This is a genomic window from Leucobacter sp. cx-328, from assembly GCF_014530035.1.
Taxonomy (GTDB): domain Bacteria; phylum Actinomycetota; class Actinomycetes; order Actinomycetales; family Microbacteriaceae; genus Leucobacter.
Genome location: NZ_JACVMX010000001.1, coordinates 554789 through 570666, shown reverse-complemented (window position 1 = coordinate 570666; position 15878 = coordinate 554789). Strand labels below are relative to the sequence as shown.

General features: G+C 63.1%; 16 protein-coding genes. 7 read left to right on the top strand and 9 right to left on the bottom strand.

Annotated features, from left to right (window positions below; all coding sequences use genetic code 11):
- Positions 1-288 precede the first annotated feature (288 nt).
- Positions 289-1881, top strand: a complete 1593-nt coding sequence (locus ICL81_RS02380) for a DEAD/DEAH box helicase (RefSeq protein ID WP_188033358.1) — start codon at positions 289-291, stop codon at positions 1879-1881.
- A gap of 215 nt (positions 1882-2096) precedes the next feature.
- Here the strand turns inward: ICL81_RS02380 and ICL81_RS02375 are convergent, their stop codons facing one another.
- Positions 2097-2501 carry a YchJ family protein gene (locus ICL81_RS02375; RefSeq protein ID WP_188033357.1) on the bottom strand — a complete coding sequence of 135 codons (405 nt, stop codon included), beginning with the start codon at positions 2499-2501 and terminating at the stop codon, positions 2097-2099.
- A gap of 102 nt (positions 2502-2603) precedes the next feature.
- Between ICL81_RS02375 and ICL81_RS02370 the strand changes: the two genes are divergently transcribed.
- Positions 2604-2843, top strand: a complete 240-nt coding sequence (locus tag ICL81_RS02370) for a hypothetical protein (RefSeq protein WP_188033356.1) — start codon at positions 2604-2606, stop codon at positions 2841-2843.
- A 198-nt stretch (positions 2844-3041) separates the two neighbouring features.
- Here ICL81_RS02370 and ICL81_RS02365 read toward each other — a convergent pair whose 3' ends face one another.
- Positions 3042-4616, bottom strand: a complete 1575-nt coding sequence (locus ICL81_RS02365; RefSeq protein WP_251381614.1) for an aminotransferase class I/II-fold pyridoxal phosphate-dependent enzyme — start codon at positions 4614-4616, stop codon at positions 3042-3044.
- Between the two features lie 77 nt (positions 4617-4693).
- Here ICL81_RS02365 and ICL81_RS02360 point away from each other — a divergent pair, with 77 nt between their 5' ends.
- Positions 4694-5602, top strand: a complete 909-nt coding sequence (locus ICL81_RS02360; RefSeq protein ID WP_188033355.1) for a LysR family transcriptional regulator — start codon at positions 4694-4696, stop codon at positions 5600-5602.
- A 43-nt stretch (positions 5603-5645) separates the two neighbouring features.
- Here the strand turns inward: ICL81_RS02360 and ICL81_RS02355 are convergent, their stop codons facing one another.
- On the bottom strand, positions 5646-7115 hold the full coding sequence (locus ICL81_RS02355; RefSeq protein ID WP_188033354.1) for an MDR family MFS transporter: 1470 nt from the start codon (positions 7113-7115) through the stop codon (positions 5646-5648).
- 137 nt (positions 7116-7252) lie between these two features.
- Positions 7253-7879 (bottom strand): hypothetical protein, encoded by a 627-nt coding sequence (locus ICL81_RS02350; RefSeq protein ID WP_188033353.1) that lies wholly within the window; start codon positions 7877-7879, stop codon positions 7253-7255.
- Positions 7880-7911: 32 nt separating this feature from the next.
- Here ICL81_RS02350 and ICL81_RS02345 point away from each other — a divergent pair, with 32 nt between their 5' ends.
- The gene (locus ICL81_RS02345) at positions 7912-8250 is read left to right on the top strand and encodes a GNAT family N-acetyltransferase (protein ID WP_188033352.1); all 339 of its coding nucleotides are present in this window, start codon (positions 7912-7914) and stop codon (positions 8248-8250) included.
- Here the strand turns inward: ICL81_RS02345 and ICL81_RS02340 are convergent.
- The 5 genes from ICL81_RS02340 to ICL81_RS02320 all read right to left on the bottom strand — a co-directional run bounded on the left by ICL81_RS02340 (position 8247) and on the right by ICL81_RS02320 (position 13690).
- A complete protein-coding gene (locus tag ICL81_RS02340; RefSeq protein WP_353055389.1) occupies positions 8247-8918 on the bottom strand; it encodes an asparagine synthase in 672 nt (223 codons plus the stop codon). The two genes, ICL81_RS02345 and ICL81_RS02340, sit on opposite strands and share 4 nt — an antisense overlap.
- Before the next feature lie 76 nt (positions 8919-8994).
- Entirely contained in the window at positions 8995-9663 is a 669-nt protein-coding gene (locus tag ICL81_RS02335; RefSeq protein ID WP_353055388.1) for a metal-dependent transcriptional regulator, read from the bottom strand.
- Between the two features lie 51 nt (positions 9664-9714).
- Positions 9715-11220: a PLP-dependent aminotransferase family protein gene (locus ICL81_RS02330; RefSeq protein WP_188033351.1), complete on the bottom strand. Its 1506-nt coding sequence runs from the start codon at positions 11218-11220 to the stop codon at positions 9715-9717.
- Positions 11205-12293, bottom strand: a complete 1089-nt coding sequence (locus ICL81_RS02325) for a 3-hydroxyisobutyryl-CoA hydrolase (protein WP_188033350.1) — start codon at positions 12291-12293, stop codon at positions 11205-11207. Before ICL81_RS02325 ends, ICL81_RS02330 begins: the two co-directional genes overlap by 16 nt.
- Positions 12294-12358: 65 nt before the next feature.
- Entirely contained in the window at positions 12359-13690 is a 1332-nt protein-coding gene (locus ICL81_RS02320; RefSeq protein ID WP_370566817.1) for an MFS transporter, read from the bottom strand.
- 67 nt (positions 13691-13757) lie between these two features.
- On the opposite strand from ICL81_RS02320, the gene ICL81_RS02315 reads away from it, so the two are divergent.
- Genes ICL81_RS02315 through ICL81_RS02305 form a run of 3 tightly spaced genes read left to right on the top strand, consistent with a single transcriptional unit; the run spans position 13758 to position 15859 of the window.
- Complete coding sequence (locus tag ICL81_RS02315) at positions 13758-14603, top strand: DUF3097 domain-containing protein (RefSeq protein ID WP_188033349.1); 846 nt, start codon at positions 13758-13760, stop codon at positions 14601-14603.
- A gap of 54 nt (positions 14604-14657) precedes the next feature.
- On the top strand, positions 14658-15512 hold the full coding sequence (locus ICL81_RS02310; RefSeq protein WP_188033348.1) for an arginase family protein: 855 nt from the start codon (positions 14658-14660) through the stop codon (positions 15510-15512).
- Complete coding sequence (locus ICL81_RS02305; RefSeq protein ID WP_188033347.1) at positions 15509-15859, top strand: Fe-S oxidoreductase; 351 nt, start codon at positions 15509-15511, stop codon at positions 15857-15859. Before ICL81_RS02310 ends, ICL81_RS02305 begins: the two co-directional genes overlap by 4 nt.
- The last annotated feature ends 19 nt before the right edge of the window (positions 15860-15878 follow it).

Below are 15878 nucleotides of genomic sequence, written 5' to 3'. Positions count from 1 at the left end.
GACGAGCGAACGCGATCCGCACCCCAAATTCAGCATAGGCATCGCGCCAACGAGAGCAATGACGTAGGCTTGAGGGCACGGGGCGTCCGTTGACGGCCCCTATCGTCGCTGATGTTATACGCGCAGTTGCCTCATTGGTAACGCGTGGGCGCCCGATCGGGTGCAACTTCCTCCGCGGCGAACGGATGCGCAGTTCCGCGCACTCGCCGACCCAGCAGCGATCGCTCGGCCTCCTGCAGGCCTTACTTTGTCTTAGGCTTTTACACGCTGCCCTTTTGAAAGGTTTCTGTGACCGAACAGACCCCCAACACTCCCTCATTCATCGATCTCGGTGTTCCCGCGCCTATCGCGGCCGCACTTGAGAAGAATGGCAAGACGGAGCCGTTCCCGATTCAGCGCGACACACTTCCCGACACGCTCGCAGGCCGCGACGTGCTCGGCCGCGGTCGCACCGGCTCGGGCAAGACCATTGCGTTCGGCATCCCGCTGGTCGCAAACCTCGCAGATGACGCTGCGAAGAAGCGCAAGCCGAGCCGCCCCCGCGCGATCGTGCTCGCGCCGACCCGTGAGCTCGTCACCCAGATCGCTGAGACCGTGAAGATGCTCGCCGATCCGGTTGGCGTCAAGGTCACGACCATCTTCGGTGGCATTCCCCAGCGCCGCCAGGAGGCAGCGCTCGAGGCCGGCGTCGATATCGTCGTCGCAGCCCCAGGCCGTCTTGACGACCTCATGCGCCAGAACCTCGTCGATCTTTCGGGCGTTGAGATCACTGTCCTCGATGAGGCGGATCACATGGCAGACATGGGCTTCCTGCCCGTCGTCACGCGCATCATGAACAAGACCCCCAAGCAGGGTCAGCGTCTCCTCTTCTCGGCAACGCTTGATAACGGCGTAGACAATCTCGTGAAGAAGTACCTCCACGAGCCGATCCTGCACTCGGTCGATTCTGCTGAGAGCCCTGTTCCCCTCCTCACGCACCACGTATTTGAGGTCTCAGGCAAGGGCCAGAAGGAAGCGCTTATCGAGGCACTCGCCTCGGGCACTGCGCGCCGCATCTTCTTCACTCGCATGAAGCATCAGGCAAAGAAGCTCGCGAAGCAGCTCACCTCGGCGGGCATTCCCGCAGTCGAGCTGCAGGGCAACCTGTCACAGAACGCACGTGACCGTAACCTCGCAGAGTTCGTCTCGGGCGACGCGAAGGTGCTCGTCGCAACTGACGTCGCAGCTCGTGGCGTTCACGTTGACGGTGTTGAGCTCGTCGTACACATCGACCCCCCGGTCGAGCACAAGGCGTACCTCCACCGCTCGGGTCGTACCGCACGTGCGGGCAACGAGGGTGACGTCGTCACGATTGTGCTCCCCGAGCAGCGCGGCGAGATGAAGTCGATCATGCGCGCAGCGAAGATCCGCGTCACGCCGAAGCAGGTCGACACCCTCGCGAAGAACATTGACCCCGAGATCCTCGCCCTCATCGGCGAGGTCGCTCCCCGCGTGAACCCCAAGGAGACCGAGCGTCGCCGCGCAGAGGCTCAGGCCGAACAGCAGCGCGCAGCAGGCCACGCCCCCGCGGGTGCAGGCAAGTCCCAGGGAGCCAACGCGAAGCGCAAGCGCGCTCGTAGCGGTGGCGGCGGCCAGGGTGGCCAGCGTCAGGGGGGCGGATCGGGCCAGGGCGGTCAGCGCCAGGGTCAGGGCGGCCGTTCCTCGCAGGGTCGCTCGGCGCAGGGCGGATCCGAGCAGCGCGGCCAGGGTCGTGGCCAGGGCTCTCGCCAGGGTAGCCAGGGTGGCGGCGGTCGTTCCTCGCAGGGCGGCAACGGCGGCCAGAGTGGCCAGTCGCGTCAGGGCGGCGGCCAGCGCCGCGCTCAGCGCCCCTCCGGCAACTAAGTTCAGTTAGCAAAGCGCGGGTGTGCACCGTTGAATCGGTGTGCACCCGCGCTTTTGTGTTTGAGCTGTTCTCGGCCGCCAACCCGTCGACATCGACCGTTGTTGCCGAAAACCCTAGTTACTTGCGCATGAAACGGGTCATCTCGGGAGAAAGTGCCTGTTTCGCGGGGTTAGCGGGCAAAGGCCCGGTCTCGCGGGGTTAGGGCGGGGAAAACCTACGCCCCAATCCCGTCGACATACATCCATCGCCCGTCAACACGCGAGAAGCGGCTCCGCTCGCGCTGCTCGAACCGGCCGTCGGCGTCGCGCCCGATCGCAGTGAACTCGACGATGCCCTCAGCGTCGAAGGGGCCACCGGCAACGGTGTCTTCGATGACGAGGCCGAGCCACTTCACGCCCTCGTCGAGTTCGAGCGAAGCGGGGCGAGTGTCTGGGTGCCACGAGTGCAGCAGGTACGACGCGAGCTCAAGCGCGAAGGCAGAGTAGCGTGAGCGCATCAAGCGTTCCGCCGATGGCGCCTCACTACTACCCTGGTGGATCGGCTCGCAGCATTCTGCGTAGCCGGATCCGCTTCGGCATGGGCAGCGAAGCGCGCTTTCTGGCGCTGAAGTTTCAGACATACCGAACAGCCTATGCGTGGCAGTTCGCAAACTGGGCGAGTTCAGGGCAGAATAGTAAGGTGTCGACATTCTCGTCGGCTTAAAGATTTACGAGGAGATACTGTGAAGATTTTCACCCGCATCGCCACTGCTGTCACCGCCGCAATCGCCTCGGTGTTCATCGCAGCTCCCGCATTCGCTTCGACCGAGGGCGAGAAGATCGATTTCCACGCGATGTACTCGACCGCTGGTAACGCGCACAACATGGTCGCGATCTCGATCGTGATGCTCGTACTCCTCGCTGTTGTACTGCTCGCGTCGACCGGTCTCGGTAACCTCTTCGAGAAGAAGAAGCAGAACTAAGTTTTCCGCGGTAATAGAGCGGGCGGTCGGCATAAGCTGACCGCCCGCTCTGTTGTTTCCAGGCGCCAGATTCGCACAGCGCGAACCGCCACCGATCCGCGAACCGCCACCGATCCGCGCCCCACGCAACGCGCCCCCAGCCCAACGCACAAAAAGGCCCCGGCTCACAAAGAGTCGGGGCCTTTCCGCAACAGTTACTTAGTTCGCAGTCGCGGTAAGCGGGTCGCGCACGACGCGGAACATACTCACGTTCGCATCAGCTGCACCACGCACGTAGCCGGTGGGTGACGCTGCGACTGCCTGCAGGAACCCAATGGTTTCTGGCGTAATTTCTTCGCCTGGCACGAGGTTAGGAATGCCGGGCGGGTACGCGGCGAGGGTGTCAGCCGAGACACGGCCAACTGCCTCAGCTGCTGGTACTAGCTCCGCCTCGCTGAAGAATGCGGCGCGGGGCAGCATACGCAGGGTGCCCGCATCAGGCAGCGACGGGAATTTCTCGGGAGCTACGGCTTCCGAACCTGCGGCGTCTCGCAACGCGATCGCTTCAGCCGCAACTGCTTCGAGTGCCGCCATGATCCGGTTAAGGTTTGGCGCAGCGAGCGCACCGAATACGGCGACGATCGAAGTCGCAGTCGACATCTCGAAGTACACCTGGTGCTCGTTGGTGAGCCGGTCACGTACCCAGTGTCCGCTCTGACCAAGCGCCGAAACGTCGATCGGGATTCGGAGCGGATCAATCTCCACGATGTCATCGAAACGATCAAAGTGGTCGCTGATCACCGTGTAGTGGCCGCTTGCACGAAGCCGCTCACGGAATTCACCAGCCAGGCGGATCGACTCGCCAACCGCTGCTTCACCGTTGGCAAGTGCGTGCCGGGCTGCGTCGAGTGATCCGGTCAAGATACCGCTCGAGGAGGTCGACGCGGTCATCGTGAAGGCGCGGTCTACGAACGGGAGGAGACGATCCGCGAACTCGGTATCGCCGAGGTGCAGCATCGCAGACTGGGTCAGCGAGCCAGCCAGCTTGTGCGTGCTCGAGATCACCAGGTCTGCGCCAAGACGTGCCGGTGAGTCAGGAAGCTCAGGGTGGAATCCAAAGTGTGCGCCCCAAGCACCGTCGACGATGAGGGCGGCACCGTAGGAGTGCGCGACGGCTGAGAGTCCCGCTACGTCAGCGGTCGAACCGAAGTAGCTCGGCGAGACAACGTAGACGCTCGATACCTCGCGGCCGGCAGCCTGTTCTTCACGGAGCGCCTCGTCGAGGGCTGCAGGCGTAAGGCCATGAGCAATGCCGTGTTCTTCGTCAACGTTTGGCTTAACGAACGCAGGAAGCAGACCTGCGAGGAGCACGCCGTCGGTGAAGCTCGAGTGCGAGCTGCGCTGCATGAGCACGCGCTCGCCGAGTGACCGCACAGCAAACGCCGCAGTACGGTTGCCCTGCGATGCGCCGTTGGTCAAGAACCAGGTGCGCTTTGCTCCCCACGCGTCAGCGGCAAGCTCACGCGCCTGCTCGAGGGGCGAGTTTTCACCGAGGTCGATGCCCTCGAGCATGAGCGGGACATCAAGCGCAACGATGCGCGATCCAAATACCTCTGCGAGGTGCGCGCCACCAACGTTGGGATCGCAGCCATGGCCAGGTACCATCACGTTTTCCGGGTGAGATGCTGCGTATCGCTCGATCGCGCGAACGTACGGCATTTCTTGCTGCGCTACAGCGTCCATGCGAGCACCCTCACTCGCACGAAATCCAGCAGCATTCATCGAAGTCTTCATGCTTCCAGAGTGGCCAAGTTTTTCTACCCACGGAAGCGTGATTTTCCTGGCGAGCACCATATAAGATATGGAGCACTATGATCGATCTCCGTCAGATCCAAGCCCTCATCGCCGTTGCTGAGGAAGGGTCGGTCGCGCGCGCCGCGACTCGCCTTGGTTGGAGCCAGCCGACAGTTGACTACCATCTCAAGAATCTGGATCGCCTCGCTGGCATTCCACTTACCACGCGCAGCAGTCGCGGGAGCCAGCTGACAGCACCCGGTCACCTGATGCGAGAGCGCGGTGAAGAAATTCTCAACCTCGCAGATCGCGCCCTCACCGACGTCCGCGATCTCGCGGCTGTTGGGCGCACGAAGGTTCGCTTCGGAACGTTCCCAACCGCGGCCGCGCGGCTGCTTCCGGGCATCGCCGCGTTGCTCAGCAATCGTGGAATTGAAATCGATACGACCCTCGCCGAGGTGCCGAACCTTGTCGAGCAGGTGAACCGGCGCGAGCTCGACGCTGCGCTGCTCTACCGCATCCCGGGCTTCGAGGTACCGTTCCGCGCGGACGTGCGCTCATTGCACGTACTCACGGATCCGCTACTTCTCGCGTTGCCGACGGCACATCCACTCGCTGCGGCCGAGTCAATCGATGAAGCGGATCTCCCCCAGCTCGCGAGCGAACGCTGGGTACTGGGCTCCACTCCTGGCGACGCAGTCGACGAGATCGTGCGCGAGGTCGTCGGTGCGGGACGGTCACTTGCTACTGCGGTACGCAGTGACGACTACGCGGTCGTCCTTGGCCTGATTGCTGCCGGAATGGGCGTTGCCCTTATTCCAAGCCTCATGCGGGCAAACCCACCCGAGGGCGTCGTGTTGCGCCCCATCAACTCCACACGCTTCACGCGCGAGTTGGTACTTGCCGCACCTGCCCCGAAGGGTGCTGATGCTCCGATCATGCACCTCTCCGAGGCGGTGCGGCGCGCGATCCACGACCTTGATTAGTCACATCAGAGGCGCGGATCACGCAGGGTCAGACGAGCGAACTCTACTCGCCGCTCACCGGGATATTGCCGGTCGAAGTTGCCACAGCCGCTGACGGTGTAGCCGGGCGCACGAAGCACGCGATCACCACACCGATGGTCGCGATTGCGCCACCAATCACAAACGCCGTCTGCGTGCCCTGCGCGAGAGCGGAGGTTGCGGTCGCGCCCGCCTGCTTGCTAGCTGAAACCGACACGAGCGTCATGACGGTGATGAACAGCGCAGTGCCGGCAGCACCGGCGACCTGCTGCAGCGTCGAAATCATCGCGCTGCCGTGCGATGCAAGCTGCATCGGGATCGAGCCAAGCGACACTGCAAACAGCGGCGTGAAGACCCCGGCCAACCCAATGCTGAGCACAAGATAGACCACGAGAACGGTCCAGATACTGGTCGTGTCAGTGAAGAGTCCCATGGCCCACATCGCACCAGCGGTGACGATCATGCCGGGAACAAGTGCAACACGGGGGCCACGTGTATCAACAATGCGACCAACGATCGGGCCGAGCATGCCCATCACCAGACCGCCGGGCAACATGACGAGTCCGGTCTCGAGCGGCGCAAAGCCGAGCACGTTCTGCACGTAAATCGGAAGCAGAATGAGCGAGCCGAAGAGTGCCATCGAGCTCACCACGAACAGCACGACTGACAGCGCGAACGGGCGGCTCTTGAAGGTGCGTAGGTCGAGCAACGCACGGTCCTCGCGCTGCAGCGATAGCTGGCGCCACACGAAGAGTGCGAGCGCAACGACTCCAACGCCAACGGGGATGAGCGGGTTCAGTCCTTCTGCGCCGTTGGCGGCCGCGCCGACAGCGCTCAGGCCGTAAACGAGGCCACCGAATGCGAGCGCAGACAGGATGACCGAGAGGATGTCGATCGGGGCCTTTCGCGAGATGCCAACGTTCGGCATCCGGAGGGCGCCGATGATGAGCGCAACGATCGCGATCGGCAACATAATGATGAACAGCCAGCGCCAGCTCAGCGACTGGAGCACAATGCCAGACAGGGTCGGGCCGAGTGCGGGTGCGACGGACATGACGATTGCGATCCGCCCCATGATTGCGCCGCGCTGGCGCTCGGGAACGAGGGTCACGACGGTCGTCATGAGCAGCGGCATCATGATTGCCGTGCCGCTCGCCTGCACGACGCGCGCCACGAGCAGCACACCGAAGCCGGGTGCGAGCGCACCGAGCAGCGTGCCGAGCGTGAAGAGCGACATTGCGACAGCGAAGAGCGTGCGGGTGCGCACGCGCTGAATGAGCATGCCCGTGATCGGGATCACGACGCTCATGGTCAGGAGGAATGCCGTGGTAAGCCACTGGCCAGCCGCAGCAGAGATTCCTAGGTCAGCCATGAGCACTGGCAGCGCGACACCCATGACGGTTTCATTGAGAATTACGACAAATGAAGAACCCAGGAGCAGCCACACTGCGAGGCGCTCGACCGGGCCAAACGTTGGTTCGGAGGTTTCAGACATAAGTCTTTAACCTTACGATAAATTCGGGTGTCGAGTCGAATTCTTGTTCGAACAGCCCGCAGCCTTCAGGCGTGTCGCACTCTTTTGGGCGCGACACGGTTCTCGCGCGCAAGCCGAGTTCGTGTCACACCTGTGAGTTACGGCTTTTTCGGCTCGCCCTTGTGCGCCTCAGGTTTCGTGCCAGTGTCAGCCGCCTCGGCCTTCTTTGCCTTTTCCGCGGCACGTTCCTCGGCGATCTGTTCCGCACGCGCATCGCACGCGGCGACGGCATCGTCAGGCAAGCCCAGCGCCTCACGCACGGTAGCTGCTGCGGCGCCGGCACGTTCCGCACCAGGCCATTCGTAGACGATGACTTGCTCTGCCTCAAGCTTTGCCGCTCCTGGCGCCGATTTCGCATCAGCTACTAACGAAGACGAGACCTTCGCCACGAGCGGTCCCGCCGCACCTGGCCACACAGTGTCGGCTGATGTAAGCTGCGTCGCGGCCGTGCTACTCGCCTCGCCAACCTTCGTGATTGCGTCGGCGTACAGGCGCGTATCAATGCCGTCCTCACCGCGTGCGACCGCGATCCGCAGACGATCAATTTCAGCGTCGGCAGCGTCCCACGCAGAATTCACCGGACACACAGCATCGAGATATTCAGCCGCGGCCTCCGAAACAGATAGCTTGACCTGAGGCTCTGGTTCAGACTTCGTGCATCCCGCCAACCCGAGACTCAACGCAACGGCCGAACCAATAACGAGAGCCTGAGTGAAACGCTTCATACAGCTAGGTTAGCGCGGGCTATGCTTGGCGCATGGCCAGATACCTCACAGAAGAAGCTGCGGCAGCCGACGGATTCACGATAGTCCATGAGCCCGCAAAGTCCGAGTTTGCCCTGTACGCCAATGACGGCACGAAGACCCGCAAACTCGGGGAAGCGCACTACTCCCTCGCGGGCGAGGCCGGAACACCGGAGGCCACGATCGACTTCGATCACACATTCGTTGATCCCCAGTTGCGCGGCACCGGCCTGTCTGGCTTGCTCGCACACGCAGCAGTCTCCTCCGAGATCGCCGCGGATCGCCGCACCCTGGCATCGTGCTGGTTCATCGACGGGTACCTCAAGAAGCACCCCGAGTACCGACGAGCCTAGGCGTCGTCTTTTGCGCTGCGGCGGAACGCGCGTCGCACCTTCTCAGGCTTTGGCGCGTGGTCGTGGAGCAACTCGGTCAGGTCTTTGTCGATGAGCTGCTGGATGCGCTCGTCGCGGTGCTCCTGGTAATCGGCGCTGCCGCCGCCCGCGTAGTACGGGTGCGATGCACGCTCCTTGAGCGAGTCACCTACCTCGTCCCAAGCGAGGGATCGCGCACGCTCTGAGGTGTCATTGAGATAGTTCTCGTCGGCGGCGCGCTTACGTAGTTCTTCTGCGACGCGCTCGTAGACTTCCTGGCGGTGACGGAGGGTACGGTTGTCTTCGTTTCCGTACTCCGACTCGATCCACGCACTGCGGCCGGTGTCACGGATCTCATCGCGCATCCGAGCGATGTGTCGTGCGTCCTTCTCGCGCTCTTCAGCGAGCTCGATTGCGGCATCGTGCACCAGCGTACGGATCCGCTCTTTGTCGTAATCTTCATGACGCTTCAACGCGTTCATGATGATGCTGTTCTTCACTTCCATGCGAACGGCGACATCAGCGACGAGCAGGCCCTGCTCAACAATCTCTTCTACGGGCGCAAGGACACGGCGCGGCAAACGACGCGGTGGTTTTTTTGCGGAACCACCACGCTTGCCATTCTGGCGCTTCGAAAAGATACCGAACACGCTGCCCCTCTCCTGAGACTGCCGGCGCTACTACGACGCCGTACTGCTTAGATTATTCCCTATTCACCGGTTCTGGTTACAAGACCGACGCCCAAACGGCACTTGCTGCCGCCGTTCCAAGACTCACGGGCACGCCGCCAACGATCACGGTGACGGTTTCCGAGAAGGGTTCGCCAGGCAGCATCTCAAGTTCTGCGTCAACGACGATGCCGCGTGACTGGAAAAACTGGAGCATGGCGTTATCAGCATCTGAGATGCGTTCGACGCGCACCCGGCACGGCGCAGGCGCGTCACCGAGCTGCACCGCGTCCGGACGATGTACCGAGCCGTCAGCACCAGGAATCGGATCGCCGTGTGGATCACGAGTGGGCCAGCCAAGCACTCGATCGACGCGGTCGATCAGCTCGTCTGAAACCGCGTGTTCAAGCCTGTCAGCTTCGTCATGGACTTCGTCCCACGTGTATTCGAGCATGCGAACAAGGAACGTTTCGAGCAAGCGATGACGGCGGATCATCGACACCGCATGCTGCCGCCCCAGGTCAGTGAGAGAGACCGAGCCATATCGCTTATGGTCGATGAGTTCGAGGTCAGAGAGCTTTTTCAGAGCGTCTGACACGGTCGACAACCGCACACCAGCAGCTTCTGAGATCGCCGAGTTCGTGACGGGATCGTCAGACCACTCCTCAAGGCTCCAAATAACCTTGAGGTAGTTCTGCATACTGGGTGAGAGATCATCGACGCGCACCCCTCTAGGCTACTCGCTGCAGCCCCTTTTTCGGTTGCGGCGTTCCGAGCATCAGTTTCGCGCAGTGCGGGGGAAGAGTTCGGTGAGCAACATCCGCAGTGCTGCGAGCCCGGCAACAAAGGTGCTGTCATCTGAGCCACCCATCCCGATCACGAGACCAGATCGTCCCGCGCCTGCGCGCTGCCAATACGCACCGAGCGGAGCGACTCCGAGTCCTTGATCTGCAGCACCATCGAGCGCCAAGCGCTCAAGTTCAGCAAGCGAATGTCCCGTCGCAGCGGCCGAGTGCGGAAGAAATTCAATGACTGCGTGGAGCCCGCCGTCCATCGGGCGCACGCGCACCCCTGGGATGCCGGCGAGTAGATCGGAGACGCGGTCTCTGCGATCCGCATACCGTCGCAGGAGGCGCGCGGTATGACGACGAAGCTCGCCGCTCGCAAGGTAGCGAGCGAGCGCTCGCTGCACGACAGCGGAAACTGGGCCACCGAGATCATTGCGCACCGCGGCGATCTGACTCCGCAGGTGCGAAGGGGCGACCAGGTAGCCTGCCGAAATCGCTGGCGCGACCGTACGCGAGAACGTGCCAAGAAGCACGACCGAGCCGTTCACCGGATCATCGAGCGCAGCGAGCGCCGGCAACGGGCTACCGGTGAAGCGCAACTCTGAGTCAAAGTCGTCCTCCACAATGACGACGCCCGTGCGCTTTGCCCATGCAAGGAGGTCACGGCGACGCGGAAGCGACAGCGAACCGCCGAGCGGGTATTGATGGCTCGGCGTCACAATCAGCACATCGAGAATGCCCTCGGGCAGCCGAGCGGTGTCGAGGCCCTCAGCATCGGTTGGCAGCCCCACCACACGCGCACCATAGCGCGAAGCCACTCCGCGCAGCGTTGGGAGGCCGGGATCTTCAACGCCCACCACGAGGTCACGACCGCGCGTTGAACCGAGCGCCGTCAGCAGCAACCCGAGGCCATCACGCGTACCCGCCGTAATGATCACTTCTTCCGGTGAACGCACGGTGGCACGCATGCGTCGCAGGTGATCGGACACCTCTGCCCGCAGCCCCTCATCGCCGAGCGCTGGCGCGATCATAAGCGCCTCGGCGGCAGCATCACGCCAGGCCGCACGCCAGGCCGGGCTCTCGATCGCGCTCGCAATCGGGTTGCCAGGCGCGAGTGGGAGCGGCGCAGCCAGGAGCATGCCTGGCGCGCTGACTGCCGCTGCTCCCCCATGATCACCCGGCGTGGATCGCTCTCGCACAACGCGTTCGACCGAACCTGGCCCGCCCGCGAGATCGGGGTTCACCACGGTGCCTCTCCCACGGTGTGCAGCGAGGTAGCCCTCGCCGATGAGCTGCTCGTATGCGGCAACGACGACGCCACGGGCAATACCGAGTCGGGTCGCGAGCGCACGCGTCGCAGGCAGGCTTTCGCCAGGCAGCACGAGCGCGCGGTCAATCGCATCACGCAAAGCTGCGGCGAGCTGCACGGGAAGCGGAGCCTCTGCCTCTCGGTCTAATGAAATGGGCAGGCCAGCCGAATTTAGCGTGTGCTGCATGGAATGAGTTCGAGTTCTGCCTCGGTGGCGGAAGCTGGTGAAAGGTGTGAACGCACCTCGTCTGCGTCAAGTTCGTCAAGAGAGCTCGGTTGCCATGCCGGATTGCGGTCCTTGTGAATAACCTGCGCCCGCACGCCCTCAATGAAGTCATACCGACTCCCGATACGCGTCAGCACGCGGAAATCGTCGCGCAGCACCGCAGCCAGGTCCAGCGATTCAGCTCGTGTTCGGGCGAGTTGGGCAAGCGTGATCGCAAGGGATGTCGGGCACATCCCACGCATGACATCGGCTGTCTCGCGGGCAACCTCGCATGGGTTTGCGTCAAGCGCTGCGAGGAGCGCCTGCGCGGCGAGCACAGGATCGCTGAGCGGATCGTGCGCGACGAGCACGTCTTCAACCAGCGGACACCACCACTCAGCGATCGCGGCAAGCGGGCGCGCCCCAGGGTCAATGCTGAGCGCTGCGATCGCGGCGGCTGGGTCGGTCCCACTCGCAAGATCGCTTGCAAGTGCTTCGAGCTGCTCGCTCGGCACGCATGCATCAGCGAAGCCAAGCGCAATCGCATCGGCCGCACCAAACTCACCCGCGGTCACCGCCAGGTACTCACCGAGACGATCTGGTGCATTCGCCAACAACAGGTGCCCGCCGACGTCTGGCACGATACCAATGCGCACTTCGGGCATTGCGAGTCGCGAGCGCTCGGTCACGACGCGGTGCGCAGCGTGACCAGAAATGCCGATGCCGCCACCCATCACGATGCCATCCATGAACGCAACCACGGGAACCGCGGAGGTGTGAATGAGATAGTCAACGCCATACTCGAGTGAGAAAAACGCTGCCTGGTCGGTCGCGCGGATCTCCTTGATATCTCCGCCGCCGCAGAGCCCACGCTCGCCAGCACCATCGAGCACGATTGCGGAGGAACCGTCTGCGTTCGCCGTTGTCACCGCGGCACGCAGCAGTTCGAGCGTCTCACAGTTGAGCGCGTTAATCGCCCGCGGTCGGTTCAGCGTGATGCGAGTGATCGCCCCATCGCGTCGGACAATCACCGGAGTTTCAATCGCGGGTTCCATATCTTGCACGCTAGCAGCTACCACCGATATTCTCTCGCGATCGTCGCCAGACGAGGCGGGGTGTCTCATGGCTGCGGCGAGCGCGCGTCATACCGTTGGAAGCCTGGACTCATCCGGCTGAGGATTGCCATGAGGGTAATGATGACAAGTCCGCCGAAGAGTGGTGGCGCCCAGATTGCGGCAGCCGTCGCGATCGCGCCGGCGAAGAGGTCACCAACGCGGGGCCCACCAGCGACCACGACGAAGAAGATGCCCTGCATACGGCCACGTACCTCGTCTGGTGCTGCAGTTTGCAGGATGGTCGTGCGGAAAATGGAGCTGACGTTGTCTGCAGCGCCGGAACCGGCAAGAGCAAGGCCCGCGAGCACAATCGCAACCATGCGCGGCTCAGTGAGCTCGTGGACCGGCGCCGTGAGACCGAGGCCGAGTGTCAGGGTTGAGACGAGCAGTACGAGGCCGAAGAGCGCGACGCACATGCCGTGTACTGCGATCGCGACCGTGACCGCACGGCCCTGGCGCCGTACGCCACCCAGCCGGCCAGACAGGAGCGAACTCACGAGCGCACCGACCGCGAAGCTTGCCGTAAGAGCACCGACCGTAATGGGGCCGCCACCGAGGATGAGCGCGCCAGCCGCGGGGAAGACAACGCGGGGGCTGCCGAAGGTCATCGCAATGATGTCGAAGATAAACGTGGCGCGGACGTTGGGCGCGCGCTTCAGGAACCGTAGGCTCTCGCGCATCGATTGGAATACCGGCGCGGATCGGTCGCCTTCCGGAGCAATATTTGGCAAGCCAACGATCCCGAGGAAGGCCGCGGTGAAGAGGACAACGTCAAGGAGATAGGTCCACGGCACTCCGACCGTGGCAACGAGCACACCTGCTACTGCTGGGCCGACGGTGACGGACAGTCCCATCGTGATCCCGTTGAGTGCTGCGGCGGCTGGCAGTGTTTGTGGGCGAAGCAGGCGCGGGAGGATGGCACCGCGAGTCGCACCAAGAATCGTGGCGGAGGCCGCATTCACCGCAGCGAGCGCATAGTACGGCCAGGTCACCTCGACGCCGAGGAACGCGATGACCGTCATGGTGCCGATACTCGTCCAGGCAAGGATCGCGGTCACGAGCGCGACGAGTCGCCGGTCGTAGCGGTCAGCGAGCGCGCCGCCAACGAGGCCGGCGACGATCATGGGCCCAAGTGACCACAGCGCAACCAGTGAGACCGCAAGCGTTGAACCAGTGAGCTGGTAGATGTGTAGGCCAACGGCAACGATCGTAACCTGCGAACCAATGTGTGCGACCGAGCTTCCGATCCACAGTCGAGCGAACGCCGGACTCTCGCGCAGGGGGCTCACATCAACAAACATTGATGTACGTTTTACGCGCTGTTCCTCGTCGACCACAGCCCCAGGCTATACCCGACCTGTGTCTCCATTGCGAGGACGCATCGAAGCCGTAGGCTGGGGGGTGATGTTTGACGAACGCTATGACCTCGACCCAGTCGCAGCTATGAAGGCCCGCCGTGGCCCCGTACAGCGCCAGGTGGTGCCCCTCGCGAAGGGTCTCATTGTGGAACACAGTGAGACCGAGTGGTGCGGCGCCGTCGTAGGCGCACGCGATGGTTATGTGCAGCTTGAGGACTTCCGTGGGAAGGTGCGTACCTTCTCGATGCAGGACGGCTTCATGATTGAGGGCAAGCCCGTCACGCTGGTGATGCCGCAAAAGCAGGCATCCCGCGCGCGCACTGCCTCAGGCTCATTCGCAGCGCCTCAGGCACGAGCTCGCGTCGCAATGCCGAGCCGCATCTTCGTCGAGGGCAAGCACGACGCCGAGCTTGTCGAGCAGGTCTGGGGCGACGACCTCCGCGTTGAGGGTGTGGTTGTCGAGCTGCTCGACGGTGCAGACAATCTCGAAGAGGTGCTGCGTGACTTCGCGCCTGGAAAGGGTCGCCGCGCTGGCGTCCTCCTGGACCACCTCGTCACTGGCAGCAAAGAGACGCGGATCGCGGAAGCCATCGCCCGCGGCCCGCACGGCGCGCACGTTCTCATCGTTGGCCATCCGTACATCGACATTTGGGCCGCGGTCAAGCCTGCTCGTGTCGGCTTACAGGCATGGCCGCATATTCCGCGCGGTACCGACTGGAAGACCGGCATCTGCCGCGCCCTCGGCTGGCCTTCGGACGACATCGCGGATACCGCGGAGGCGTGGCAGCGTATCCGCGGCCGTGTCCGAGACTGGCGCGATCTCGAACCCGAACTCGTCGGTCGCGTCGAACACCTCATCGATTTCGTTACGGTGGACGGAGCAAATTCGTAGGAGCCGGGCGTACGATTGTGTTCACACAGTCAGCTGCAACAACGAGGTACGACGATGTCAGCGAGTTTCCTCCTTATCCCAGAGTGGCAAGGTTCTGGAGCGTCGCGCGCGCTCCGCATCGTTGATGGGGCGCGTTCGCTCCGTGAAGATCTGCCTTCGAGCGCGATCACCGAGGTGTCTGTTCAAGACAAGGCCGGTGATGCGCTCGGAACGAGCATCTCACGCCTCAGCAGCATTATCGCGACTCGTGATGCAACGCGCGATGCGATGCGACATGCGTCTGCACCTGTTATCGCGCTCGGTGGAGACTGCGCTTCTGCGCTTGGCGTGCTCGAGCACACCGCCGCGACTCACGAGCGCCTCGCAGTCATCTGGTTTGACGCGCACCCAGACATGCAGCACCCAGACACCACACAGACCGGCTCAGCCGCTGGTATGACCCTGCGACACGCACTCGGTGACGGCGCACCCGACCTTGCGTTCACGTCGCCAGTTGCTGGCGAGCGCACACTTCTCGTTGGCACTCGAGACACGGACGAAGCCGAGTTTGCGGCGATTGAAGCTGCCGGTCTCAGCCAAATCACCGCGGCCGACCTCATGCTCGATCCTGATCTGCCGCTGGCGGTTCAGGTGACCGACTGGCTGCGCGATGTGCAGCCGAGCCAACTGTACGTGCACGTCGATCTCGACGTCCTCGATCCCGCCGAATTCGACTCCGTCACCTCAGGGGTGCCATTCGGGCTGAGCGTTGCCGACGTCGTTTCTACGATCCGCGCCGCACGTGAGGTTGCCCCGCTCGTGAGCGCCGCGATCTGCGGGTTTGCTCCTGCGAGCGCAGAACAGGCTGCCGATGATCAGGGAACGGTGCTTCGCATCCTCGGTGCGCTCACCGCAGGTGGCGGCGCATGAGTAAGCCGCTCCCGCTCGCTAAGTTCGGTTATGCCTATGCCACCGCTGTCGGCTTTACATGGGGGTTCCTCATGTCTACCGGCAAAGTACGCAAGATCGACGGCCTGTGGGTATTCCAGGGGCTGCCACAGTGGGCGTACAAACGCGGCGGAGTATGCGTCGGCGGCTGCTATCTCACGGGTCGCAACGTCTCCCCCGCGGTGCTGCGCCATGAGCGCGTCCACCAGGAACAGTGGCGCCACTATGGACTCGCCATGCCAGTCTTGTATGCGCTTGCGGGGAGCGATCCGCTCAAGAACCGCTTCGAGATTGAGGCTGGTCTGGAAGACGGCGGTTACATCCGGTAGTTCGAGCTGACGCTCCGGT